Origin of the sequence: Microbacterium sp. BDGP8, from assembly GCF_029991045.1 — a bacterium.
Taxonomy (GTDB): Bacteria; Actinomycetota; Actinomycetes; order Actinomycetales; family Microbacteriaceae; genus Microbacterium; species Microbacterium plantarum.
On sequence record NZ_CP120712.1, the window covers coordinates 1961763 to 1986019 of the forward strand.

Here is a 24257-nt window from a genome sequence, read left to right on the forward strand (position 1 = left end):
CGTCCTCATTCGCGCAGAGTCTCCGAGGTGCGCGGAAACACCGATGTAACGGAGAATGTCTAGTCTGCCTACCGAGACAATCATCCCCCGAGGAGGAAACCCTGGCCCTTTCCGCTCTGCCCCGCCGCGAGAACCCCTGGATCGATCTGCCCGCGAGCCGCGACGACGTGATCCTCGACGAAGGCGTCCTGCGCCTCGTCCACGAGACCACGACGCCGGACGGCGCCCGCACCGCCGACCTGCTGCTGATCGCCGACGCGCTCGAGTCCGCCGGCATCCGCACGCTGCTCATCCGGCACGATCTCCACACGCCCGCGCTCGCGATCGACCTCGCCGACGCGCACAGGACGGCGGCGACCCTGCGCAGCCTCGGTCAGCGCGAGCCGCTGTATCTCAAGGCGAAAGGCACGGCCCCTGTTTTCGCGGCCGATGCGGACATCCCCGATTCCGCACCCCACGCGCTCCGGGCCTACCGCCCCCGCGTCAGCGCTGGCGGAGGCCGGCGGTACGACCACGAGTACGGCGTGCGCGTGGAGTTCTGGCGGTTCGGCGAGACGGCCGTCGAGGCTCCGCAGGCGAATGCGCTCATGCGGCGCATCACGCCGGCGCAGGACGTGCACATCGTGAGCGGGTCGCGGTACGGACGCGAATGGCAGACGGTGGTCGGAATGCTCGACCCGCACCCCCGCGAGGTCACCCACGACATCGACATGGTGTTCTCGTGGGTCGACGGCTCGGCGAGCGAGTTCCAGCGGCAGCGCGCCGCCCAGCTCTCCGAGTACGTCGTCGGCGAGGGAGATGACGGTCCGGCCCGCTATCGGCACGTCGACGAGCTCCGCTACGCCCTGCGGAGCGTGCACATGTACGCGCCGTGGGTGCGGCGGATCTTCATCGCGACGGACTCCCCCGCGCCCGCATGGCTCGCCGACCACCCGAAGGTGACGATCGTGCGCAGCGAGGAGTTCTTCGCCGACCCCTCCACTCTGCCCACGCACAACTCGCACGCGGTCGAGGCCCAGCTGCACCGCATCGACGGGCTGGCCGAGCACTTCCTGTACTCGAACGACGACATGTTCTTCGGTCGCCCCGTGCGTCCCGAGCTCTTCTTCTCGCCCGGCGGCATCTCGTCGTTCGTCGAGTGCGACGTGCGCATCGGCGCGGGCGACCCGCGCCTGGAGCGCTCGGGCCACGACAACGGCCTGCGCGTCAACCGAGCCCTGTTGCAGGAGCGCTTCGGGCGCGTCATCGTCCGCGACCTCGAGCACTGCGCCGCTCCCCTGCGCCGCAGCGTCATGCAGGAGCTCGAGGAGACGTTCCCCGAGGACTTCCGCCGCACCGCGGCATCCCGCTTCCGCGCTGCGACCGACATCTCCGTGACCAACTCGCTCTACCACTACTACGCGATGTTCACGGGGCGCGCGCTGCCGACATCGGTGCCGCGCACCCGGTACGTGCAGACGACGCTCGCCCGCTCGCTCGCCGGAATGGAGCGGCTGGCGAAGCGTCGCGACATCGACATGTTCTGCCTGAACGACGGCGGCGAGACCGAGGTTCCGGAGGAGATCCGGGTCGCATCGCTGCGCGATGTGCTGGAGCGGATGTTCCCGATCCGCGCGCCCTGGGAGATCCCGGCGGTCAGCGAAGGACGGGCACGGGACGCGTCGGCGGCGCGCTCCGGCGTGAAGCGCTGACGGGCGCGATCCCGGCCTCGGCAAGCCGCCGCTGAGCCTCGCCCGCGTCGGTGTACTCGAGGGTGGCCGGCGCATCGACCGGCACGACCGAATGCACGACCGTGTCGTCGTACACGTGGACGAAGTTGAACGACTGCGCGCCGTCCTGCGGGCGCGTGCCTCCCACGGGAACCGTGAGGTCCTGCGCGTAACAGGTCGAGGACGCCACCGAGACCGGGATGCCGGCGAACGTCGCGAAGGTCGAATAGTGCAGGTGGCCCGCGATGATGGCGCGCACGTCCGAGCCCGCGAGCACAGCGGCGAGCGAGCGCTGGTCGCGGAGCTCGACGCTGGCCGCCAGCGGCAGGACGCTCGGGACCGGCGGATGATGCATGGCGAGGATCGACCCCAGCGGGGCCGGGGTCGACAGCACCTCGCGCAGCCACGCCAGCTGCGCGGGGCGCACTTCGCCGTGATGCGCGCCGGGGACGCTGGTGTCGAGCGTGATGAGCCGAAGCCCGTCGATCTCGTCGACGCGATCGGCGGCATCAGCGGTACCGGGCTCGCGCCACAGCGTCTCGCGGAATCCTGCGCGGTCGTCGTGGTTGCCCATGACCCAGAAGACGCGGGTCCCCAGACGCTCGGCGAACGGCTCGACCAGGTCGCGCAGCTCGGCGTACGCACCGCGCTCGCCGAGATCGACGAGGTCGCCGGTGAAGACGATCCCGTCGGGGCGAAGGGCGGCCGTCTCGATCGCATCGAGGGCCCGGCGCAGGTGCGCGGCCGCGTCGACGCGGTCGAAGAGCTGGGAGCCGGCGGCTCGCAGGTGGGTGTCGCTCAGGTGCAGCAGCACCCTTTCGGGTGCCGGGTACTCGGCGGTTCGCATCGTCTCTTCCGGGTCGGGTGATGCTCGCCGCGACGCTCGCGGCTCGTCCCGAATGTTACCGGCATGTTTCGGGAGAACCCGATGACGCGCTGATGAGCGTTCAGTGAACAGATGCCCCGAGCCGCACGAAATCGTCGATCGTGAGCTGCTCGCCGCGCAGGGTCGGGTCGATGCCGACGGCCTCGAGAGCCGCCGACGCCGTCGCCGCGGTTCCGCCGAACAGCGGCGAGACCGCCTGGCGGAGCATCTTGCGCCGCTGGCCGAAGGCCGCGTCGATGATCTGGAATGTGCGGCGGCGGAGGGCTTCGTCGCCGCGCGCCTCGGCATCCCGCTCGAAGGCGACCAGCAGGCTGTCGACGTTCGGGACGGGCCAGAACACCTGCCGCGAGACCGTGCCGGCGAGACGCCACGATCCGTACCACGCGGCCTTCGCGCTCGGCGAGCCGTAGATCTTCGACCCGGGCGCAGCGGCGAGGCGTTCGGCCACCTCGGCCTGCACCATCACCACACCGCGCCGCAGATACGGGAAGGTCTCGAGAAAATGCAGCAGGACGGGAACGCTGACGTTGTACGGCAGGTTCGCGACGAGCACGGTCGGCTCGCCCGGAAGCTCGGTGACGCGCAGCGCGTCGGCGTCGACGACCGTCAGCGCGCCGTCGGCGACGCCGTGCCGGGCCGCGGTGACCGGAAGGTGCGCGGCGAGGCGGTGGTCGATCTCGACCGCTGTGACGCTCGCTCCGGCCTCGAGGATCGCGAGCGTCAGCGACCCCAGACCGGGTCCGATCTCGACGACCCGCTCACCGGGCTGGACGCGGGCGGCGTGCACGATCTTGCGGACGGTGTTGGCGTCGACGACGAAGTTCTGCCCGAGCTTCTTGGTCGGCGTCACGTCGAGTTCGGCCGCGAGGGCGCGGATCTCGGCGGCACCGAGCAGGGTCACAGGCATGAGGACCAGCCTAGTTGCGCGGCGCCGCGTCGCCCGGCGGACGGCGCGGCGCTGCAGGTCATACGTCCGCGGAGACGCCAGCGGCAGCCCGAGCGGCGCCCGGCAGCGCCTCGAGGATCCGGCCGAGGGCGACGTCGTCGTGCGCGGCGGTGAGGAACCATGCCTCGAACGCCGAGGGGGGAAGCGACACCCCCGCGTCGAGCATCGCGTGGAAGAAGGCCGCGTAGGCGCCGGCATCCTGACGCGTCGCCGTCTCGTAGTCGGGGACGCCCGCGACCACCGCCGAGCCGAAGAAGACGCTGAAGAGCGTTCCCGCGCGCTGGACGATGTGCGGCACACCGGCCGCATCGAGGGCGGCCGAGGCCGCGACGGAGACCGTGTCGGCCGCTCGCGAGATGCGCGCGTAGACGTCGGCGTCGGCGAGCCGGAGGGTGGCGAGACCGGCCGCGACCGCGACGGGATTCCCCGAGAGCGTGCCGGCCTGGTAGACGGGGCCGAGGGGCGCGAGCAGATCCATGATCTCAGCGCGTCCCGCCAGCGCCGCGACCGGAAGACCACCTCCGACGACCTTGCCGAAGGTGAGCAGGTCGGGAGCGACGTCTTCGCCCGTCTCGCGCAGGACTCCCCAGTAGCCCGAGGGTCCGGAGCGGAATCCGGTCAGGACCTCGTCGCTGATGAGCAGCGCGCCGTGCCGGGTCGTGAGCTCGCGGAGGAACGTCGTGAAGCCGGGCACGGGCGGGACGACCCCCATGTTCGCGCCGGCGGCCTCGGTGATCACCGCGGCGATGTTCGGGCCGTGCTCGGCGAAGACGGCCTGGAGGGCGGCCCGGTCGTTGTAGGGCACCACGAGGGTCTGCGCGGCGATCGGAGCGGGGACGCCCGCCGATCCGGGCAGGGCGAGGGTCGCGAGTCCCGAGCCGGCCTGAGCGAGGAGCCCGTCGGAGTGACCGTGATAGTGGCCCGAGAACTTCACCAGCAGGTCACGTCCGGTCGCACCCCGCGCGAGCCGGATGGCGGTCATGGTCGCTTCCGTGCCCGTCGAGACGAGACGGATCTTCTCCGCGATCGGCACGCGGCGGCGGATCTCCTCCGCCAGCTCGGTCTCGGCGGGGGTCGACGCACCGAACGACAGACCGCGGCGGGCAGCGTCGACGACGGCGTCGATGACCTCGGGATGAGCGTGTCCGACCAGCGCCGGCCCCCAGCTCGCGACGAGGTCGACGTAGTCGCGTCCCTCCGCGTCGGTGACGTAGGGACCGGTCGCGGAAACGTAGAAGCGCGGTGTGCCCCCCACCGAGCCGAAGGCGCGGACCGGGGAGTTCACACCTCCGGGGATGACAGCCCGGGCACGGTCGAACAGTTCGTCATTGCGGGTCATGCGAAGTCCTTTCCAGCGCGGATCCAGTCCGCCACCTCGCGGGCCCAGTACGTGAGGATCACATCGGCACCCGCGCGCCGGATGCCGACGAGCGACTCGGCGATCGTACGGTCACGATCGATCGCGCCGGCCCGCGCGGCCAGCTCGATCATCGCGTACTCCCCCGACACCTGGTACGCCCAGACCGGCACTGTGGCGGCTTCCGCGACGCGCGCGAGTACATCGAGGTAGGGGCCCGCGGGCTTGACCATGACGTAGTCGGCGCCCTCGGCGATGTCCTGCATCGCCTCGGCCAGCCCCTCACGCGCGTTGGCGGGGTCGAGCTGGTACGTGCGGCGGTCGCCCTGCAGAGTCGATTCGACGGCGTCGCGGAAGGGCCCGTAATAGGCCGAGGCGTATTTCGCTGAGTACGCCAGCAGCGCGACGTCGCTGTGACCGGCCTCGTCGAGCGCGGCTCGGATGACGGCGACCTGGCCGTCCATCATCCCCGACAGCCCCAGCACCTCGGCACCGGCCCGAGCCTGGGCGAGCGCCATCCGCGCGTAGACCTCGAGGGTCGCGTCGTTGTCGACCGACCCGTCGGCCGCGAGCAGCCCGCAATGACCGTGGTCGGTGAACTCGTCGAGGCACAGGTCGGCCTGCACCGTGATGCGTCCCTGAGCGGCGTCTCGCGCGACGCGGATCGCGCGATTGAGGATGCCGTCCTCGGCGACCGCCCCCGATCCCTCGGCGTCGCGGACGGCCGGAACGCCGAAGAGCATGATCCCGCCGATGCCCGCGTCCGCGGCATCCGTCACGACGCTCGCGATGGCCTCGATCGGATGCTGCATGACGCCCGGCATGCTGGCGATCGGCAGCGCCTCGTCGATGCCCTCCTTCACGAAGACCGGCAGCACCAGCTGCGCGGCGACGAGGTGGTGCTCGGTCGACAGGCGGCGCATCGCGGGGGTGCGGCGCGTGCGGCGCAGGCGCCGCTCGGGGAAGGTGCTCATGGGGAATCCTCTGGTGCGGGTCGCGCGTCGAGCTCTGCGATGAGGGCGTCGACGCTCTGCGAGTGTGCGGTGTGGTGCACGGTGTAGCCGAGCTTCTCGGCGTCGCGCGTGGTGCCGGGACCGATCGAGGCGATGAACACCTCGGGCCCGGGGATGCCGACCTGACGGCGGAGCTCGCGCCCGACGCTGAGCGACGTGAGGAGCACGGTGTCGATCTTCCCGGTGCGCACCTCCTCGGCGATCTCGGGGGTCAGGTCGACCCCGACCGTCCGGTACGCGATGCAGACGTCGACCTCGTAGCCCTGGAGCTCGAGCTCGTCGCTGATGACGGCCATCGCCAGGTCGGAGCGGAGCACGAGACAGCGCCCCGTCGATCGCGGCGAGCGTCCGGCGCACCACTGCGCGATCATGTTGGTCGCCGACGAGGTGCCGACCGGCACGAACTCGACCTCGAAGCCGGCGTCGGCCACGGCGCGCGCAGTCGGGCGGCCGACCGCGGCGATGCGCGTTCCGATCGGGATGCTCACTCGTTGGGCGACGAGCTGCTCGACGGTCGCGGCGCTCGTGATGAAGACCCAGGCGTACTCCCCCGCAGCCAGAGCGGTGAAGGCGGCGTCGCGGGCGGCGAGATCGCGCGGGGGCCGCGACTGGATGAGGGGCGCGATCACGCCGGTCGCGCCGCGGCGCTCGAGTTCATCGCGCACGCGCTCGCCCCAGGATCCCCCGCGGGGGATCAGAATGCGGCGTCCCTTCAGGCCGCCCGTCATCGGCTCGTCCCCGGCAGATCGGCGATGTCCGCGGCACCGCCGTCCAGCAGCTCGGCGACGACATCGGCGGCGACCGACTCACGCTCGCCCTCGGAGGTCAGGTCGGCGCGCAGGGCACGCTGGGCGCGCACCGTGCGGTCGCCCCCGGGCGCGTAGACCTCGGCGACGAAGACGGACTCGGCCGCGAGCCCGGTGACCGAGATCCCCACCGGCGCGGCACACCCGGCCTCCAGGCGGCGGAGGACCGCACGCTCCAGGAGGGCGCGCGACGACGACTCGGCGTCGTCGATCAGCGCGACCGCGCGACCGATCGGTCCGTCGAGGTCGACCGTGCGGATCTCGACCGCGAGGGCTCCCTGACCGGCCGATGTCGGCCACTGGTCGAGCCCGAAGACCTCGCCGATCGCCGCGTCGCGCTCGATGCGCCGCAGCCCCGCCTCGGCGAGGACGATCGCGTCGTACTCACCGTCGCGCATCTTGCGCAGGCGCGTGTCGATGTTCCCGCGGATGTCGCGCACACGCAGGTCGGGCCGGCGCCGGAGGACCTGCGCGACGCGGCGCGGCGACCCGGTGCCGATGACGGCCCCCTCGGGCAGACCGTCGAGAGTCGTCTCCTCGCTCGGACCGCACAGCACGTCGCGCTGCGGAGCCCGCGGCGGCACGGCACCGATGGTCAATCCCGGGTAGGGCGCGGTGGGAAGGTCCTTCATCGAGTGCACGACGAGGTCGCAGTCGCCCCGCAGCAGCGCCTCGCGCAAGGCGGTGGCGAACACACCGGTACCGCCCATCTGCGCGAGCGAGCCGGTCAGCACATCGCCGTCAGTGGTGATCTCGACGAGCTCGACGGTGATCCCGGTTGCATCCGTGATCGCGTCGGCGACGTGGCGCGACTGGGTCGTGGCGAGCAGGCTCGCCCGTGTCCCGAGACGGAGCACCGGCGCCGCGGACCTGTCGACGTCGTGTGCACCGGCTGTCACGGCGCCACCCCCGCGAGCGCCGGCTGGAAGCCCAGGCGCTTGTTCTCGCAGCATCCGGGACGGCACACGTCGTACCAGGGGCCCAGTGAGGTCACCGCGGGACGCTCCTCGACGGGCGTCCCCTCGAGCCGCTCCTCGACGAGGTCGACCAGACCCGCGACGTAGGCCGGGTGCGTGCTGGGCGACGCGGTGCGCACCGCGAACAGCCCGTGCTCCTCGGCCGTCTCCATCGCCTCGGTGTCGAGGTCCCAGAGCACCTCCATGTGGTCGCTGACGAACCCGAGCGGCACGATCAGCACGGCCTTGCGCCCCGCGGCGGGCAGCTCGGCGATCGCGTCGTTGATGTCGGGCTCGAGCCACGGCACGGACGGCGGGCCCGACCGGCTCTGGAACACCAGCTGCCACGGGCTCGTCGTGCCGAGCTCGGCCACGATCGCCTCCGCGACAGCGGTGTGCTGCGCGACGTACGCGCCACCGGGGCCGAAGCCGCGCTCGGGCGGGCCGGAACGGTCGGCGTCGGAGTTCGGGATCGAGTGCGTCGAGAAGAGGATCTCGATGTCCTCCTCGGCGATGCCGCGCTCGCGCACCTTCGCCAGGCCGTCGCGGATGCCGTCGACGAACGGAGCGACGAACCCGGGGTGGTCGAAGAACTGCCGGACCTTATCGATCTCGACCTCGCCCGCCAGTCCGGTGGCCTCCATCGCGTCGGCCAGGTCTTCGCGGTACTGGCGGCACGACGAGTAGGAGCTGTAGGCGCTCGTCGCGATCGCGATGACGCGACGATGCCCGTCGGCGTGCAGGTCGCGCAGGGCATCGTCGACGTACGGCATCCAGTTGCGGTTGCCCCAGTACACCGGCAGCCCGAGGCCGCGCGCGGCGATCTCCGCCTCGAGGGCGGCCTTGAGCTCGCGGTTGTGCTGGTTGATCGGCGACACGCCGCCGAAGTGGCGGTAGTGGTGCGCGACCTCTTCGAGGCGCTCGTCGGGGATGCCGCGCCCGGCGGTGACGTTGCGGAGGAACGGCAGAACGTCGTCCTGGCCCTCGGGGCCACCGAAGCCGAGGAGGAGGAGCGCGTCGTACGACGTGGGCTCGCTCACGTGGGGCGCTCCCCCGCACGACGCCGGACCGGCGGCGGGAACCGCGCAGCCGGGGGCGCACGGCGGCGCGCTCTGGGCACGCGGGGGCTTGGGGCGGAACTCGTTCGCGCTCATCAGGACAGCACCTCCGCCAGCTCGGACACCTCGACGCGTCGGCCGGTGTAGAAGGGCACCTCTTCACGGACGTGCCGCCGCGCATCGGTGGCGCGCAGGTCGCGCATGAGGTCGACGAGACTGATCAGCTCGTCGCTCTCGAGGGGCAGGAGCCACTCGTAGTCGCTCAGGGCGAAGGTCGAGACGGTGTTGGCGATGACGTCCGAGAACTTCGCGCCGCGGCGGCCGTGCTGGGCGAGCATCGCCGAGCGCTCCTCCTCGGGCAGCAGGTACCACTCGTAGCTGCGCACGAACGGGTAGAGGCAGAGCCAGTCGCGGGCGTGCTCGCCGCGAAGGTAACCGGGAACGTGCCGCTTGTTGAACTCCGCCTCGCGGTGCACGCCCATGGCGCTCCACTCGAGGTCGAAGGCGGCCAGCGCGGCCGTCCGCCGAAGTTCGCGCAGGGCGCGCTGCAGCGCCGCCGGGTCGTCGTCGGAGCCGGGGGCGGTGTGCAGCCAGACCATCAGATCGGCGCCGGCACGCATGCCGGTGACGTCGTACAGGCCACGCACCGTCACTCCTGCGTCGGGCAGTCCGGCGACGACGCGCTCGAGTTCGGCGAGGTCGGCGTCGGTGGGCGTCTGCGGCCGCGGGCGCGGGCCCGCGAGGATCGCGAAGAGGGTGTAACCGAGCGGGATCTGTTCTTCGGTCATCGGGAGTCCTTTCGAACGGAGGGAACGGCGAAGAGCTCATGGGCCAGCGCGCGGGCGTGCGGGATGACCGAGGCGAGTCCGGTCCCGGCGGCGACGGCGCCGGTGACGTGGATGCCGCGGGCGGCGGCATCCATCACCGTCGCCGTCCACGCCTCGGACTCGGCCGGGACGACGGCATCGCGCCAGCGGGTGGTGATGATCTCACCGACGTCGCTTCGGTCGACGCGCGCACCGGTGAGATGCGAGATCTCGCGGGCAACGGCTGCGGCGGAGTCGAGGCCGGCGGTGTCGTCGGCACGCGCTGAGAGGCGCACGACATGCGTTCCCTCGGGCAGCGCTTCCCGGGCCCAGGCCCACTTCGCGTCGATGTGGGTGAGAGCCTTGGCCGCGGTGCGCGCGTCAGGAGCGACGATGACGCCGGAGCCGACCGGCTCCGCAGACAGGTCGTCGGAGGTGACCGCCGCGGTGAGCAGGCGAACCGCGGGCTGGATCGGCGCCGTGGCGGCTGCGTCGATGGCGCCGCTGTCCTGCCCGAGCAGGGCTGCGGCGCCTCGCGGGCCGGTCGCGATGACGACGTGCTCGGCACGGATCGTCCCGCCGTCGGCGAGCGCCACCGTGACGCCGGAGCCCCGCGCCGACTCGACCCGGCCGACCGCGGTGCCGGTGCGGATCACCGCGCCTCGCTCGGCGGCGAGGCTCGCGACGGCGTCGGCGAGCCGCCACATGCCCCCGGAGATCCCGCCCACAGCGGTTCCGCCGGGCGCGTTCGGGGCGACCTCCGCGGCCGCGGCCAGCAACGATCCGGTTCGCTCGAACGCCGCCCACATCTTCGGGTGAAGACGCGGGAGCGGAACGGCCGCGGCCGGCTGCGAGTAGATGCTGCGGCAGAGCGGATCCACGAGAGCACGGAGGAGGCCTTCGCCGAGGCGTTCTTCGACGACGTCGGCGAGCGAGGCGGTCGGGTCGATCGGGGCGTCGAGCACCTCGGCGGCGGCCCGCTCGGCCGCGCGGTCGCCGATGATCGCGACCACATCCGAAGCGAGCGGGTCGGCCGGGATGCCGATGACCGTGCGTCGCGGCAACGGCAGACGGCTCCACCGGGTGCCGGGCAGGCCGACGCCGTGCTGCGAGACCAGGTGCGCGGGACCCGACCGCGGTGCGACGACCTCGAGCGGCAGGGCGAAGTCGGCGATGAGTCGCGGCACCGCATCGGTCCGCTTGGCGAAGGACTCCGCCCCGAGGTCGACGTCGATTCCGGCGATGCGCCCACGGCGCAGCATCCCGCCGATCTGGTCATCGGACTCGAGGACGGTGACGCGCTTCCCCGCTGTCACGGCTTCGAGCGCGACGACCAGCCCGGCGATACCGGCCCCGACGACGACGACGTCGGTCTCGACGGTCATGCCGACCGCCAGGCGTGAACTGTCCGCACCACCGAGCTGATGGCGTCGGGATCGGCTTCCATGGGCACCCCGTGCCCGAGGTTGAACACGTGTGCGCGGGCCGCACGCCCGGCCTCGAGGATGCGCGCGATCGCCGCGTCGCGGACCTCGGTCGGAGCGAAGAGCAACGCGGGATCGAGGTTGCCCTGCAGCGTCAGGTCGCCGCCGACCCGACGAGCGGCCTCGTCGAGGGGCACGCGGTAGTCGACTCCGAGGGCGTCGATGCCGATCGAGGCCATGTCACGCAGGATCTCGCCCGTCCCGACACCGAAGTGCACGAGCGGGATGTGGTCGATGCCCGAGCCGACGGGGACCGGGAGAGCTCGCACGGCGTCGAACGACGCCGCGGATGCCGGCAGAGCCGCCGCGCGGTAGTCCTCGGGAGGGAGACCGCCCGCCCACGAGTCGAACAGCTGCGCGGCGCTGGCGCCGGACTCGACCTGCAGCGCGAGGAACTCCCCCGTCACGCGGGCGAGCCACTCCGTCAGCGCTCGCCAGGCAGCCGGGTCCTCGTGGATCAGACGGCGGGCGGCCAGGTGGTCCTTGGACGGTCCGCCCTCGACGAGGTAGGCGGCGAGGGTGAAGGGGGCTCCGGCGAAGCCGATGAGCGGCAGCGGCTCGCCGCGCGACTCGGACTCCTCGGCCAGCATCCCGGTCGTCAGCTCGACGGCGCGGGCGATGGCCTCGCCGCGTTCGCGCACGAGAGCGGGATCGATCTCGACCGCGCGGGCGATGTCGGCCGCCGTCCGCAGCGGCTGGGCGAAGACGGGTCCGCGACCCGCCGCGATCTCCACCTCGATGCCGAGGATCGCCAACGGCACGATGATGTCGCTGAAGAAGATCGCCGCGTCGACGCCGTGCCGGCGCACCGGCTGGAGCGTGATCTCGCTGGCGAGCTCGGGCGTCAGGCAGGCGTCGAGCATCGTGCCCTGCGAGCGCAGCGCACGGTATTCGGGCAGTGACCGGCCGGCCTGGCGCATGAACCAGACGGGGGTCTTCTCGACGCGTTCGCCGAGCAGGGTGCGCACGAGCCGGCTCGAGCCGGTGGCGTGCGTGACGAGAGGGTGGGCGGATGCCGGAATGATGATCTCCTCGAATGAGTTAATCGATATACTAGTCACGATTCCAGGGGGTTCTTCCGCACGTGCTCGTCGCTCTCACCGCGCATCAGCGCTCCACGCCGCTCGCTTCACTCGAGCGACTCTCCGTCATCGGAGACGAAGTCGGCACCCGGTTGACAGAGGCCCATGACGCCATCCAGGGTGCCGTCGTGCTCGCGACCTGCAACCGCTTCGAGGCGTACTTCGACCTGCGCGACGACGCCGACTTCCCCTCGACGATCCCGGCGATGGATGCCGCGATGGAAGAGATCGCGAAGCTGAGCGATCTTCCGTACCGGACCGTTCGCGAGACCGTCGACTTCGCTCACGGCAACAAGGTCGCCCACCACCTCTTCTCCGTCGCATCCGGACTCGACTCCGTCGCCGTCGGCGAGGACGAGATCGCCGGCCAGGTGCGCCGCGCCCTCGACGACGCGCGGCGCGGCGGACTGACCACGGCGCCCCTCGAGCACCTCTTCCAGCGGGCCACCGAGACCTCGCGCGCCGTGAAGAACAGCACACGCATCGGCGAGTCGGGCCGCTCGCTCGTGCGACTCGCCCTCGAGCTCGCATCCTCGCGGGTGGCGGACTGGTCCACTGCACGGGTTCTGCTCGTGGGCACCGGCCGCTACGCCGCGGCATCCCTCGCCGCTCTGCGCGACAAGGGTGCCGTCGACGTCCGCGTGCACTCGCGCTCGGGCCGCAGCCGCTTCGCCCAGCGCGAGCACCTCGTCGCCGTCGACGCCGAGCACTACGCCGAAGAGGCGGCAGCCGCCGATGTCATCATCACCTGCACGACCACGACCGACACCTACGCTCTGACCGCTGCCGAGCACGCGGCACGGCGCAGCGGCGCCGACCGCACGCAGCTGATCATCGACCTCGGTCTGCCCCGCAACGTCGACCCGGCGCTGCGCGATGTTCCCGACATCGAGCTGCTCGACCTCGAGACGATCCGCATCCACGCGCCGATCGACGAATTCGCGACGCTCGACGAGGCGCGCGAGATCGTCGCGGGAGCCGCAGCACGGCACGCCGCCGCGCGTCGCGTGCACGAGGTCGCCCCGTCGGTCGTGGCGATGCGCGGCTACATCACCGGCATCCTCGACGACGAGCTCGAGCGGGCTCACCTGCGGGGCGAGTCGCCTCAGGTCGAGGCTGCGCTGCGCCACTTCTCCGGCGTCCTGCTGCATCGCCTGATCGCGCAGGGGCACACGCTCGCCTCCTCCGGTTCGGGTGCAGCCTGGGCCGATGCGGTGGCCACCGTCTTCCCCGCCGCGACCGGAGCGACCTCGCCGGGCGGCACCGTCCCGACCGAGCGCGCCCCGGGCGACGCCGAAGCGGGAGCCGGTCGGTCATGAGCCGGCCGGTGACCCTGAAAGACATCGCGCTGCGCGCGGGTGTCTCGACGGCCGCCATCAGTCAGGCGCTTAACGATCGCGGAAGCCTGCGCCCCGAGACCCGGGAGCGCATCAAGGCGATCGCCGCCGAGCTCGGCTATCAGCCGAACAAGTACGCCGCGGCGCTGCGGAGCGGCCGCACGATGTCGGTCGGCTTCGTCGTTCCCCAGGATGCCGAGCTGGACCTGTCCAAGCGCGGCGCCCTCCACCGCAGCCGGCACATCGGCGCGCTCGTCAGCGCTGCCGCCGATCAGGGCTTCACGGTCACGATGCTGCCCGCGGCACGACCCGATCTGCTCCGTGGTGCGCAGATCGACGTCGTCTACTTCGCCGAGGTGGCCGCCGACGACCTGCTGCTGCGCGAGGCCATCGCCCGCGGCATCCCCGTCGCGACCAATGACCTCTACGTCGACACCGAGCTGTCCATCACCGTCCGCACCGGCTACGACGAGGCGGTGCGCGCGGCGCTCGCCCTGCTCGAAGCCGGTGGGGCCCGGCGAATCGGGTTCCTCGTCGACGATGCGGGCTCGCCCCGCGACGAAATCGGCGAGACCGCGTACCACGCGTGGAGCACCGTGCGCGGCCGTGAACCCCTCGTCGCGTACCTCGACGCGGAGCACGGCACCCTCCCCCGCCGGGTCGGCGAGCTCCGCGATGCCGGCGCGGATGCGATCTTCTCCTTCGCCGAAGAGGGGCCGGCCATCTACCTGCAGCTCGAAGAGATGGACTTCGTCATCCCACGCGACATGCAGTTCGTCGCGCTGTGCACCAGTGACTGCGCCGTGAACACCCGCCTGGGCGTCACGCACGTCTGCGTGCACCCGGAGCTCGCCCCCGCCGCGATGTTCCAGGCGCTCAGCAGCATCCGCGATGCCGCGTCGCCCGACGTCGTCGACCTTCCGTGGGAGATCGTCCGCGGCTCGTCGACGCGCTGACGCGTCAGAACTCGCCGTAGACCTCGAGCGTGTTCGCGGCGACCTGAGCGGACAGCTCCTCGACGTCGACCCCGAGCTCGGCGGCCATGAAGCGCAGCGTCACCGGGATCAGGTACGGCGCGTTGGGCCGCCCCCGGTGCGGAGCCGGCGTGAGGAACGGGGCGTCGGTCTCGACGAGAATGCGCTCGCGGGGCGTGACCGCGAGGGCGTCGCGCAGGTTCTGCGCGTTCTTGAAGGTCACGTTGCCGGCGAAGCTCAGCCAGTAACCGCGGTCGGCGGCGATCCGCGCCATGTCGGCGTCGCCCGAGAAGCAGTGGAAGACCGTGCGCTCGGGCGCACCGACCCGCTCGAGCGTCTGGAGGACCGCGTCATGCGCGTCGCGGTCGTGGATCTGCATCGCGACGCCGTGCTTCTTCGCGAGCTCGATGTGCGCCTCGAAGCTCTCGAACTGGGCGGGCAGCCCGTCCTCATCGGTGCGGAAGAAGTCGAGCCCCGTCTCGCCGATCGCCCGCACGCGCGGCTGCGCGGCCAGCTCGTCGATGACGGCGATGGCCTCGCCGAGCCGGCCCGCCGCAGCGTAAAGCGGCGCCTCATTCGGGTGGATGGCGACGGCGGCGAGGACGCGCGGATGCGATGCCGCCGCCCACGCCGACCAGCGCGACGAGTCGATATCGCCGCCGGCCTGGACGACGCCGATCACACCGACGGATGCCGCGAGCTCGAGCTGCTCCTCCAGGGTGCGCGGCTCGTCACCGTCCTCGATCTCGAGGTGGGTGTGGTTGTCGTAGACCGGCACCGCAAGCGGTTCCGGCGCCTCCGGCCAGCGCACATCCCGCGCCGCCTGGGAGCGCTGGCGCACGTACTGCGACACGTCATCCGTCGACTCGCCACGAAGTGACGATGCCGGGCCGGCTGGATCGGTGTTCTCTGGCGAGTCGGCCATGCTCAGGCGGGCTGCTCGACCCGGGGGAACAGCGGCGCGAGGCCGTTGACCGTCGTACCGGCGGGGAGCACACCCCAGGTGCCGGCGTCGCGCAGCGGCTGGTCCTCGAGCCGGGCGTCGATGCCGAGCGCCACCCACAGCTTGCGCGTCGACTCGGGCATCACCGGAGACAGGAGCACCGCGAGGGCGCGCAGCCCCTCGGCGGCGGTGTACAGGACGGTGCCCAGACGCGCCCGCTGGGCGTCGTCCTTCGCGAGAGCCCACGGCTCGTTCTCGGTGATGTAGCCGTTGAGCGCGTCGACGATCGTCCAGATCGCAGCGATCGCCTCGTCGGGCCGGAACCGTTCCATCGCAGTGTCCGCGGCGACGGCGGCGTCGGCGACGATGCGCTGGATCGCGAGATCGCTCTCGGTGTACTCGGCGGGCGCCGGCACGATCGCCTCGAAATAGCGCTCGATCATCGCGATCGTCCGCGACGCGAGGTTGCCGAACCCGTTGGCGAGCTCGGCCTGGTACCGGGCCGACAGGTCTTCCCATGAGAACGAGCCGTCCTGGCCGAACGCGATGGCCGAGAGGAAGTAGAACCGGTAGGCGTCCGAGCCGAACACGTCGGTGATCTCGGTCGGCGCGATGCCGGTGAGCTTGGACTTCGACATCTTTTCGCCGCCGACGAGCAGCCAGCCGTGCGCGAAGACGCCGCGCGGCACGTCGAGCCCGGCGGCCATCAGCATCGCGGGCCAGATCACGGCGTGGAACCGCAGGATGTCCTTGCCCACGACGTGATACGCGGGCCAGCGCCGCGCGAACTCGTCGGGGTCGGTGCCGTAGCCGATCGCAGTGGCGTAGTTCAGCAGAGCGTCTACCCACACGTAGATGACGTGCGAGGGGTCCCAGGGCACCGTGATGCCCCAATCGAACGCAGACCGCGAGATCGACAGGTCCTTGAGGCCCGACTTCACGAACGACACGACCTCGTTGCGCGCCGATTCGGGGCGGACGAATTCGGGGACGGTCTTGTACAGCTCGAGCAGGCGGTCCTGGAACTCGCTGAGCTTGAAGAAGTAGTTCTTCTCCTGCAGCAGCTCGAGGGGCTTGGAGTGGATCGCGCAGACCTTGAGGCCTTCGAAGGCACCGGTGCCGTTGACGATCTCGGCCTCGGGCTTGAACTCCTCGCAGCCGACGCAGTACAGCGCCGCGTACTCGCCCGCGTAGATGTATCCGCGGTCGAACAGCGTTTGCACGAATACCTTCACGCGCTCCTCGTGACGCTCCTGCGTCGTGCGGATGAAGTCGTCGTTCGCGACGTCGAGGGTGCGCAGCAGCGGGAACCAGGACTCCTCGACGAGCTTGTCGACCCACTCCTGAGCGGTGACGTTGTTCGCCGCCGCGGCGCGGAGCATCTTCTGACCGTGCTCGTCGGTGCCCGTCAGCATCCACGTGTCGTCGCCCGCCTGGCGGTGCCAGCGCGCGAGCGCATCCACCGCCACCGTCGTGTAGCCGTGCCCGATGTGGGGCAGGTCGCTCGGGTAGTAGATCGGTGTGGTGATGTAGAAGCTGCGGCCGTTGCTCACCCCGAGATTCTAGTTCGAGTGCGCGGACCGCCGCGGCCGTGTGTCGACACAGCGACGCGTCACGCGGTCTCGCGCACGATGAGGGATGTCGGCAGCACGAGCGGCTCCGGGTCACCCCCCGCGATCACCTGCAGCACCATGTCGACCATCGCCGAGCTGATCTCGTTCCACGGCTGACGCATCGTCGTCAGGGGCGGATCGTGCGTCGCCGCGAGGCCCGAATCATCGAAGCCGGCGACGGCGATGTCGTCCGGAACGCGCCGTCCGCTGCGGCGGATGGCGGCGATCGCGCCCACCGCCATGACATCGGATGCCGCGAAGACGGCGTCGATGTCGGGGGCGCGCTCCAGCAGACGGGTCATGGCCGCCGCGCCGGCGTCGCTCGAATAGACGTCCTGCTCGACGAGCTCGGGATCGAACAGATCGCCCATCTCCTCACGGAACCCCTGCAGGCGGTACCGACCGCCCGGGGTGTCGTCGGGCCCGGTGATCACAGCGATGCGGCGGTGACCACGCGAGAGGAGGTGACGCGTCATGATGCGTGCCGACTCCTGCTCGTCGACCGAGACGGTGGGCACGTGCGCGCGATCGCCGAGCGGGACACCGGTGCACACGGTGGGCACGCCCGCGGAGATCAGCGAGGCGAGCAGCGGGTTCGACTCGTGCGACGAGATGAGCAGCACGCCGTCGACGTGCCCCGCGCGCACGTACCGCTCGACGTTCGCCCGCTCGGCCGCGGTGTCGGCGATCATGAGCACGAGGGTCATCGAACGCTGGGCCAGTGCCTCGGTCGCTCCCCGCAGCAGCAGGGCGAAGGTCGGGTCGGCGAAAAGCAGGTGCTGGGGCTCGGTCAGCAGGAAGGCCAGCGAGTTCGACCGCCCCGTCGCGAGACTCCGGGCCGCGTGGTTCGCGGTGTAGCCGGTCTCGCGGATCGCGCGGTCGACGGCGTCCCGCGCCTCGGGCGACACCCAGTGCCCGCCGTTGATGACCCGCGACACGGTGCCGTGCGAGACGCCGGCCGCTGCCGCGACGTCGCGGATGGTCGGTTTGCGCGACGCGCCGGTGGAGCCGTTCACGTCGCGAGCCTACTCCGGACGGGACGTTCACCCGTCTCGCGCCCTCGAGGACGCGCCGAGGCTGGCAATCCTTCTGGGACCGGTCACAGTTCGATAACGGGGCGGGTCGCGGATCGGTCGCGCGCTTACAGTGGTCACACACTCTGTGACCGGTCACAGTACGACCGGCGCATCTGAGAGACACGAGGAAGCGTTTCATGCCTGCGAGCGTTTGGCCCGCCATCGACGGGATCGCCTACGGCGGCGACTACAACCCGGAGCAGTGGCCCCGCGAGGTCTGGCGCGAGGACGTCCGCCTCATGCGCGAAGCCGGAGTGAACCTCGTCAGCGTCGGCATCTTCTCGTGGGCGCTCATCGAGACCAGCGCGGGCGTTTTCGACTTCGACTGGCTCGACGAGATCATCGGCCTTCTCCACGAGAACGGCATCGCCGTCGACCTCGGCACCCCGACGGCATCCCCGCCGGCCTGGTTCTTCGCCGAGCACCCCGATGCCCGCGCCGTCAACCGCGACGGCGTGGTGATGGGCTTCGGGTCGCGCGGCATGGCGTCGCACTCGGCCCCCGCCTACCGCGAGGCGGCCGTGCGCATCGCCTCGACGCTGGCCGAGCGCTACGCCGACCACCCGGCCGTCGTCATGTGGCACGTCCACAATGAGTACGGCGTCCCCGTCGGTGAGGACTACTCCGAGCACGCCCAGCGCGCCTGGCGCGGCTGGCTGCAGGAGAAGTACGGCTCGCTCGACGCCCTCAACGCGGCGTGGGGCACCGCCTTCTGGGGGCAGCATTACGGCGTCTGGGAGCACGTCGGCGTCCCCGCTGCCGCTCCCTCGGTCGTCAACCCCGCGCAGCGGCTCGACTTCGCGCGGTTCACCGACGCCCAGCTGCGCGCGTGCTTCATCGCGGAGCGCGACGCCATCCGGCGGTTCTCGTCCCTTCCGGTGACGACGAACTTCATGGCGAATCAGCACCACGGCTGCGATCTGTGGGCCTGGGCGCGTGAGGTCGACATCGTCTCGGACGACCACTACCTGTGGGCTGCAGACGTCGAGGGCGAGATCGGCCTGGCCATCGCCGCCGACCTCTCACGCTCGGTCGGGGGCGGCAAGCCCTGGATCCTGATGGAGCACTCGACCTCGGCGGTCAACTGGCAGCCGCGCAACGTCGCCAAGCGACCGGGCGAGATGGCGCGCAACTCGTTGTCGCACCTGGGCCGCGGTGCCGACGGCATCCTCTTCTTCCAGTGGCGCGCCGGGCGCTCGGGCGCCGAGAAATTCCACTCGGCGATGCTGCCGCACGCCGGCACCGAGTCACGCGTCTTCCGCGAGGTCGTCGATCTCGGCGCGAAGCTGAATCGCCTCACCGAGGTGCGCGGCTCGCGCGTCCACGCCGACGTCGCGATCCTGTGGGACTTCGAGTCGTTCTGGGCGCAGGACCTCGAGTGGCGTCCCTCGGAGGACGTCTCGCACGACGAGCGGATCCGGGCGTTCTACGAGCGCCTGTGGCGCGACAACATCACGGTCGACTTCGCCCTGCCGGGCCACGATCTCTCCGGCTACAAGCTCGTCATCGCCCCCGCGCAGTACCTCCTGCGTCAGGCTGACGCCGACAACCTCAACCGGTACGTCGAAGCCGGCGGCACGCTGGTCGTCTCGTTCTTCTCGGCCGTCGTCGACGAGAACGATGCCGTGCACCCGGGCGGCTTCGCCGCTCCCCTCGAGCCGTCGCTCGGAGTCCGCGTCGAGGAGCACCTGCCGCTGCGCGCGGGCGCGACCACGACGATCGAGTTCGGCGGCGCGTCCCATACCGCCGACGTCTGGCACGAGCACCTGGTGGTGTCGGACGCGGAGACCCGCGCGACCTACGTCGACGGACCGGGCGCCGGGATGCCCGCGGTGACGCGCAAGCGGCACGGAGCGGGCACCGGCTGGTACGTCAGTACGCGACCGGATGCCGCCGGCCTCGCCGCCATCATGGCGGAGGTCTACGCCGACGCGGGCATCGCCCCGGTCGGCGCGCCGGCCGGCCTCGAGATCGTCCGCCGCGCGGGCGACGCCGATGACTACGTCATCGCGATCAACCATGCGGCGACGGACGCTGAGCTCGCCCTGGAAGGTGTCGACCTGTTCTCAGGGCGCGCCGTCCGGGGCACGCTGGAGGTGAGTGCGGGCGACGTCGCCGTCATCCGCGCACCGCGCACAGCACCCGGGGGTGGTCACTGACCCACCCCGACGCCGGGAGACAGCCGACGTCTCACGGCATGCACTGAGAAAGCGCCGCCGCCACCCGGCAGCGGCATCCACATCGGTCGTGACGGAGCGACCTCGCACGAGGCCCTTCCGATCGACCACTTCGGAAGGAAGATCCATGCGCAAGATCGGGACCGGAATCGTCGCCATCGCGGCGACCACCGTCCTGCTCGCCGGTTGCTCCGGCGGCAGCACCCCCACCGACAGCGGCAACGCCGACGGCGGCTCGGCCGGCGGCTCGCTCGTCGTCTGGACCGACGCCAACCGCGCGCCGGCCATCGAGGCGGCGGCGAAGGCCTTCGAAGACGAGACCGGCACCAAGATCGAGCTGGTCCAGAAGAACTTCGAGGACATCCGCAACGACTTCATCAACCAGGTGCCGACCGGCGAGGGTCCGGACATCACGGTGGGCGCCCACGATTTCCTCGGCTCCTTCGTCTCGGCCGGCGTCGTCGACACGATCGACCTCGGCGACAAAACCGACCAGATCGAGAAGGTCGCCGTCGACGCGTTCACCTACGACGGGCAGCTCTACGGCTTCCCCTACGCGCTCGAGACGATCGCGCTCGTGCAGAACACCGACCTCGTCGGCGAAGAGGCGCCGTCGTCCTTCGACGACATGATCGCCCGCGCCCAGACCGCGGGCGCCGAGCGTCCGTTCGTCATCAACACGGCGGGTCAGAAGGGCGACGCGTACACGATGTACGGGTTCCAGACGTCGTTCGGCGCCCCGGTGTTCGTGCAGGACGCCACCGGCTCCTACACGACCGAGGTCGGCATGGGCGGCGCGGGCGGCGAGGCTTTCGCCACCTGGCTCGGCGCGCACGGCGAGGCCGGCTCCGGCGAGATCTCGACCACGATCGACTACGACACCAACAACGAGCTCTTCGCCGCCGGTACCGCCGCGTACACGGTTCAGGGCCCGTGGGCGATCGAGGCCCTCACCGCCAACGGTGTGAACGTCAAGGTCAACCCGATCCCGTCGGCCGGCGGCGAGACCGCCGCGCCGTTCGTGGGCGTCCAGGGCTTCTACATCAGCTCGGAGAGCGCGAACAAGCTGCTGGCCCAGGAGTTCCTGACCACCTACCTCGCAACGGATGACGCGCAGCGCGCCCTCTACGAGGCCGACCCGCGCCTGCCCGCGTGGAAGACCCTCGCCGCCGAGGTCTCGTCCGACCCCGTCGTCGCCGGCTTCCTCGCCTCCGCCGCGAACGGCGTGCCGCAGCCCTCGATCCCCGAGATGGGTTCGGTCTGGGACCTGTGGAACGCCGCACAGGTGCAGATCATCAAGGGCGGCGACCCCGTCAGCACCTGGAACACCATGGTGACCGACGTCCAGGCCGCGATCGGCTGACCCCCTCCGGGGGCGGAGCACACCGCTCCGCCCCCGGACCTCTCTCGTGAAGGAGATGCACATGTCGGTCCCCCAGGGAACCGTGAGCGAGAGCGCACCGCCGCCTCGCTCCCCCGACCGCTCGCAGCAGTCAGAACCGCATGGCCGACGCTGGTCGGGCATCGGCTGGGGCTTCGTCGTGAAGCTCGTGCTGATGGCGATCGTCAATGCCTTCGGCCTGATGGGGGTGTTCGCCGCCGTCCAAGCCGAGTCGTGGCTCATCGCGACCGCGGCGGCCGTCCTGCTCGTCGCCGCCGACATCGTGTACTTCACCAAGCGCGCACTGCCGCTGAAGTACCTGCTCCCGGGACTCGCCTTCCTGCTGGTGTTCCAGGTCTTCATCTTCGGCTACACGGCGTACATCGCCTTCACGAACTACGGCGCCGGCCACGTCGGTTCGCAGGACCAGGCGGTGGCCGCTGCTTTGGCCCAGGGCGAGCGACGCATCGACACCTCGCCCTCGTACCCGCTCTCGGTCGTCGAACAGGGCGGCGAGTACGGCTTCGCGATCGTCGACGACGGCGAGATCAAGGCCGGGGCCACCGACCGGCCGCTCGAGGTCGTCGGTGACGCGTCGGGCTCGGGCGCCCCCACCGACGTTCCCGGCTGGAATGTCGTTCCCCGCGGCACCTTCCTCGGCGACCCCGCGCTGCAGGAGCAGATCGTCGAGCTGCGCGTACCGGTCTCGGACGACCCCAACGACGGCTCGATCCGCACGCGCGACGGCTCGACCGGCGCCGTGTACCTCTCGACGCTGACGTGGGATGCCGACGCGCAGACCATCACCGATACGGCATCCGGTGCCGTCTACACGGCAACAGACGACGGCCGATTCGTCTCCGCGGACGGAGCGGCCCTGCCCACCGGCTGGGTCGTGAACGTCGGGTTCGACAACTTCCTGCGCCTCGTCACAGACCCGGGCCTGCTCGAGCCGCTCGCGCTCGTCACGCTCTGGACGTTCGTCTGGGCGGCGCTGTCGGTGCTCATTCCGTTCGCGATGGGGCTCGTGGTGGCGCTCATCTTCAACGACCCGCGGGTGAAGGGCCGCAAGATCCTTCGGACGCTGTTCATCCTCCCGTACGCCTTCCCGGCGTTCATGTCGGCCCTGCTGTTCCGCGGCATGTTCAACGCCGAGTTCGGTGTCATCAATGAGTTCTTCTTCGGCGGCGCGAACATCGACTGGCTCGGCGACCCGTGGCTGGCTCGCATCGCGGTGCTCTTCGTCAACGTGTGGCTGACCTATCCGTACTACTTCCTCGTGTGCACGGGCGCGCTGCAGGCACTGCCGTCCGACACGCTCGAGGCCGCGTCGATCGACGGCGCGGGCCGGTTCCGGCAGTTCCGTGCGATCGTCCTCCCCCTCGTGCTCGTCGCGACCGCCCCGCTGCTGATCTCGTCGTTCGCCTTCAGCTTCAACAACTTCACCGTCATCTACATGTTCAACAGCGGCGGGCCGGCGATCCCCGGCGCGCCCTATGCGCTCGGATCCACCGACATCCTGATCTCCGCGATCTGGGACATCTCGGGAGTCTCGGGCGGCGCTGCCGACTACGGCCTGGCCAGCGCCCTGTCGATCCTCGTGTTCATCGTGGTCGGCGCGATCTCCGCCCTGGCGTTCCGCCAGACCCGCAAGCTGGAGGAGTACCAGTGATGTCCGCAACCACCACCGTCGCCACCCCGCCCAGCCGCGTCGGCGCTCGCCGCCGCCGGTGGCTGCTCGAAGTCGGCTGGAAGTACCTCGTCGCGCTCGTCATCCTCTTCTACGCGATGTTCCCGCTGCTCTACGTCGTCTCGGCCGCGCTCAACCCGCGCGGCAGCCTCGCCGCGAGCAACCAGCTGTTCGGCGTCTTCGACCTCGCGAACTTCGCCTCCCTCAGCGGCACGTCGTACTGGACCTGGTACGGCAACACGCTGATCGTGAGCGGGGCGTCGGCGGTCGGCGCCGTCCTGATGGGGGCCGCGGCAGCGTACGCCTTCTCCCGGTTCCGCTTCCGCGGTCGCCGTCCGGGCCTCACGGCCCTGCTCATCATCCAGATGTTCCCGCAGGCGCTCGCCTTCGTGGCGATCTTCCTGATGCTCCTCGCCCTCGGCGAGGTGTTCCCCGCCCTCGGCCTGAACTCGAAGATCGCGCTCATCTGCGTCTACCTCGGCGGCGCCCTGGGTGTGAACACCTTCCTCATGTACGGGTTCTTCAACACGATCCCGATGGAGCTCGACGAGTCGGCCAAGATCGACGGCGCAACGCACGCCCAGGTGTTCTGGCGGATCATCATGCCGCTCGTCACCCCGATCCTCGCGGTCGTGGCCCTACTGGCGTTCATCGCATCGTTCGGCGACTACATCATCTCGAAGATCGTGCTGGTGTCGCAGGACAACTGGACCCTCGCCGTGGGCATGTACCAGTGGGTGTCGAACCAGCTCGCGAGCAACTGGGGCCTCTTCGCGGCCGGCGCGGTGCTCGCCGCGATCCCCGTGCTCGCACTGTTCCTCGGCCTGCAGCGCTACATCATCGGCGGGCTGACCGCCGGCTCCGTCAAGGGCTGACGCCCGAGAACGCACCCTCTCGCCCAAACAACACCCTCCCCGGTACGCACTCGCCGGGACCGTACGCTCTCGCGCGCCCGCGCGCGCC

General features: G+C 70.8%; 20 protein-coding genes. 7 read left to right on the forward strand and 13 right to left on the reverse strand.

Annotated elements, in window-relative coordinates:
• Window positions 1-167 precede the first annotated feature (167 nt).
• On the forward strand, window positions 168-1691 hold the full coding sequence (locus P6897_RS09480) for a stealth conserved region 3 domain-containing protein (RefSeq protein ID WP_274179537.1): 1524 nt from the start codon (window positions 168-170) through the stop codon (window positions 1689-1691).
• Here the strand turns inward: P6897_RS09480 and P6897_RS09485 are convergent.
• The 10 genes from P6897_RS09485 to hemE all read right to left on the reverse strand — a co-directional run bounded on the left by P6897_RS09485 (window position 1636) and on the right by hemE (window position 11941).
• Window positions 1636-2556, reverse strand: a complete 921-nt coding sequence (locus P6897_RS09485; RefSeq protein WP_274179538.1) for a phosphodiesterase — start codon at window positions 2554-2556, stop codon at window positions 1636-1638. The two genes, P6897_RS09480 and P6897_RS09485, sit on opposite strands and share 56 nt — an antisense overlap.
• Before the next feature lie 100 nt (window positions 2557-2656).
• Window positions 2657-3502 carry a 16S rRNA (adenine(1518)-N(6)/adenine(1519)-N(6))-dimethyltransferase RsmA gene (gene rsmA / locus P6897_RS09490; protein ID WP_269266070.1) on the reverse strand — a complete coding sequence of 282 codons (846 nt, stop codon included), beginning with the start codon at window positions 3500-3502 and terminating at the stop codon, window positions 2657-2659.
• Between the two features lie 58 nt (window positions 3503-3560).
• Window positions 3561-4880 carry a glutamate-1-semialdehyde 2,1-aminomutase gene (gene hemL / locus P6897_RS09495; RefSeq protein ID WP_282501046.1) on the reverse strand — a complete coding sequence of 440 codons (1320 nt, stop codon included), beginning with the start codon at window positions 4878-4880 and terminating at the stop codon, window positions 3561-3563.
• Window positions 4877-5872: a porphobilinogen synthase gene (hemB, locus tag P6897_RS09500; RefSeq protein ID WP_274179541.1), complete on the reverse strand. Its 996-nt coding sequence runs from the start codon at window positions 5870-5872 to the stop codon at window positions 4877-4879. The genes hemL and hemB overlap by 4 nt, the downstream gene beginning before the upstream one ends.
• Entirely contained in the window at window positions 5869-6639 is a 771-nt protein-coding gene (locus P6897_RS09505) for a uroporphyrinogen-III synthase (RefSeq protein WP_112617980.1), read from the reverse strand. The genes hemB and P6897_RS09505 overlap by 4 nt, the downstream gene beginning before the upstream one ends.
• Window positions 6636-7616 carry a hydroxymethylbilane synthase gene (gene hemC, locus P6897_RS09510; protein WP_274179542.1) on the reverse strand — a complete coding sequence of 327 codons (981 nt, stop codon included), beginning with the start codon at window positions 7614-7616 and terminating at the stop codon, window positions 6636-6638. The genes P6897_RS09505 and hemC overlap by 4 nt, the downstream gene beginning before the upstream one ends.
• Window positions 7613-8827 carry a ferrochelatase gene (locus P6897_RS09515; RefSeq protein WP_274179543.1) on the reverse strand — a complete coding sequence of 405 codons (1215 nt, stop codon included), beginning with the start codon at window positions 8825-8827 and terminating at the stop codon, window positions 7613-7615. Before P6897_RS09515 ends, hemC begins: the two co-directional genes overlap by 4 nt.
• Window positions 8827-9519, reverse strand: coding sequence for a hydrogen peroxide-dependent heme synthase (gene hemQ, locus P6897_RS09520; protein ID WP_274179544.1), 693 nt, complete (start codon window positions 9517-9519; stop codon window positions 8827-8829). Before hemQ ends, P6897_RS09515 begins: the two co-directional genes overlap by 1 nt.
• Complete coding sequence (locus P6897_RS09525) at window positions 9516-10922, reverse strand: FAD-dependent oxidoreductase (protein ID WP_282501047.1); 1407 nt, start codon at window positions 10920-10922, stop codon at window positions 9516-9518. Before P6897_RS09525 ends, hemQ begins: the two co-directional genes overlap by 4 nt.
• Entirely contained in the window at window positions 10919-11941 is a 1023-nt protein-coding gene (hemE, locus tag P6897_RS09530) for a uroporphyrinogen decarboxylase (protein ID WP_282502583.1), read from the reverse strand. The genes P6897_RS09525 and hemE overlap by 4 nt, the downstream gene beginning before the upstream one ends.
• 164 nt (window positions 11942-12105) lie before the next feature.
• On the opposite strand from hemE, the gene P6897_RS09535 reads away from it, so the two are divergent.
• Complete coding sequence (locus P6897_RS09535; RefSeq protein ID WP_269266062.1) at window positions 12106-13422, forward strand: glutamyl-tRNA reductase; 1317 nt, start codon at window positions 12106-12108, stop codon at window positions 13420-13422.
• A gap of 8 nt (window positions 13423-13430) precedes the next feature.
• Window positions 13431-14396 (forward strand): LacI family DNA-binding transcriptional regulator, encoded by a 966-nt coding sequence (locus P6897_RS09540; RefSeq protein WP_274179546.1) that lies wholly within the window; start codon window positions 13431-13433, stop codon window positions 14394-14396.
• A gap of 4 nt (window positions 14397-14400) precedes the next feature.
• Here the strand turns inward: P6897_RS09540 and P6897_RS09545 are convergent, their stop codons facing one another.
• Genes P6897_RS09545 through P6897_RS09555 form a run of 3 tightly spaced genes read right to left on the reverse strand, consistent with a single transcriptional unit; the run spans window position 14401 to window position 17986 of the window.
• Window positions 14401-15339 (reverse strand): TatD family hydrolase, encoded by a 939-nt coding sequence (locus P6897_RS09545; RefSeq protein ID WP_274179547.1) that lies wholly within the window; start codon window positions 15337-15339, stop codon window positions 14401-14403.
• A gap of 2 nt (window positions 15340-15341) precedes the next feature.
• A complete protein-coding gene (gene metG / locus P6897_RS09550) occupies window positions 15342-16910 on the reverse strand; it encodes a methionine--tRNA ligase (RefSeq protein WP_282501048.1) in 1569 nt (522 codons plus the stop codon).
• 59 nt (window positions 16911-16969) lie between these two features.
• A complete protein-coding gene (locus tag P6897_RS09555) occupies window positions 16970-17986 on the reverse strand; it encodes a LacI family DNA-binding transcriptional regulator (RefSeq protein WP_274179549.1) in 1017 nt (338 codons plus the stop codon).
• Between the two features lie 197 nt (window positions 17987-18183).
• Between P6897_RS09555 and P6897_RS09560 the strand changes: the two genes are divergently transcribed.
• The 4 genes from P6897_RS09560 (at window position 18184) to P6897_RS09575 (ending at window position 24169) form a co-directional block, all read left to right on the forward strand.
• Window positions 18184-20205 carry a beta-galactosidase gene (locus P6897_RS09560; RefSeq protein ID WP_282501049.1) on the forward strand — a complete coding sequence of 674 codons (2022 nt, stop codon included), beginning with the start codon at window positions 18184-18186 and terminating at the stop codon, window positions 20203-20205.
• Between the two features lie 145 nt (window positions 20206-20350).
• A complete protein-coding gene (locus P6897_RS09565; protein ID WP_282501050.1) occupies window positions 20351-21586 on the forward strand; it encodes an extracellular solute-binding protein in 1236 nt (411 codons plus the stop codon).
• A gap of 61 nt (window positions 21587-21647) precedes the next feature.
• The gene (locus tag P6897_RS09570) at window positions 21648-23276 is read left to right on the forward strand and encodes an ABC transporter permease subunit (protein ID WP_114589280.1); all 1629 of its coding nucleotides are present in this window, start codon (window positions 21648-21650) and stop codon (window positions 23274-23276) included.
• Complete coding sequence (locus tag P6897_RS09575; protein WP_112617967.1) at window positions 23276-24169, forward strand: sugar ABC transporter permease; 894 nt, start codon at window positions 23276-23278, stop codon at window positions 24167-24169. Before P6897_RS09570 ends, P6897_RS09575 begins: the two co-directional genes overlap by 1 nt.
• Window positions 24170-24257: the final 88 nt, after the last annotated feature.

Bases quoted from the DNA above. Each gene is read 5' to 3' on its own strand.
- P6897_RS09505 (WP_112617980.1), bottom strand. From the start codon at position 6,639: ATGACGGGCGGCCTGAAGGGACGCCGCATTCTGATCCCCCGCGGGGGA.
- rsmA (WP_269266070.1), bottom strand. From the start codon at position 3,502: ATGCCTGTGACCCTGCTCGGTGCCGCCGAGATCCGCGCCCTCGCGGCC.
- hemL (WP_282501046.1), bottom strand. From the start codon at position 4,880: ATGACCCGCAATGACGAACTGTTCGACCGTGCCCGGGCTGTCATCCCC.
- P6897_RS09485 (WP_274179538.1), bottom strand. From the start codon at position 2,556: ATGCGAACCGCCGAGTACCCGGCACCCGAAAGGGTGCTGCTGCACCTG.
- P6897_RS09515 (WP_274179543.1), bottom strand. From the start codon at position 8,827: ATGAGCGCGAACGAGTTCCGCCCCAAGCCCCCGCGTGCCCAGAGCGCG.
- P6897_RS09565 (WP_282501050.1), top strand. From the start codon at position 20,351: ATGCGCAAGATCGGGACCGGAATCGTCGCCATCGCGGCGACCACCGTC.
- P6897_RS09560 (WP_282501049.1), top strand. From the start codon at position 18,184: ATGCCTGCGAGCGTTTGGCCCGCCATCGACGGGATCGCCTACGGCGGC.
- P6897_RS09570 (WP_114589280.1), top strand. From the start codon at position 21,648: ATGTCGGTCCCCCAGGGAACCGTGAGCGAGAGCGCACCGCCGCCTCGC.
- hemQ (WP_274179544.1), bottom strand. From the start codon at position 9,519: ATGACCGAAGAACAGATCCCGCTCGGTTACACCCTCTTCGCGATCCTC.
- hemB (WP_274179541.1), bottom strand. From the start codon at position 5,872: ATGAGCACCTTCCCCGAGCGGCGCCTGCGCCGCACGCGCCGCACCCCC.
- P6897_RS09545 (WP_274179547.1), bottom strand. From the start codon at position 15,339: ATGGCCGACTCGCCAGAGAACACCGATCCAGCCGGCCCGGCATCGTCA.
- P6897_RS09575 (WP_112617967.1), top strand. From the start codon at position 23,276: ATGTCCGCAACCACCACCGTCGCCACCCCGCCCAGCCGCGTCGGCGCT.
- hemE (WP_282502583.1), bottom strand. From the start codon at position 11,941: ATGCGCCAGGCCGGCCGGTCACTGCCCGAATACCGTGCGCTGCGCTCG.
- P6897_RS09525 (WP_282501047.1), bottom strand. From the start codon at position 10,922: ATGACCGTCGAGACCGACGTCGTCGTCGTCGGGGCCGGTATCGCCGGG.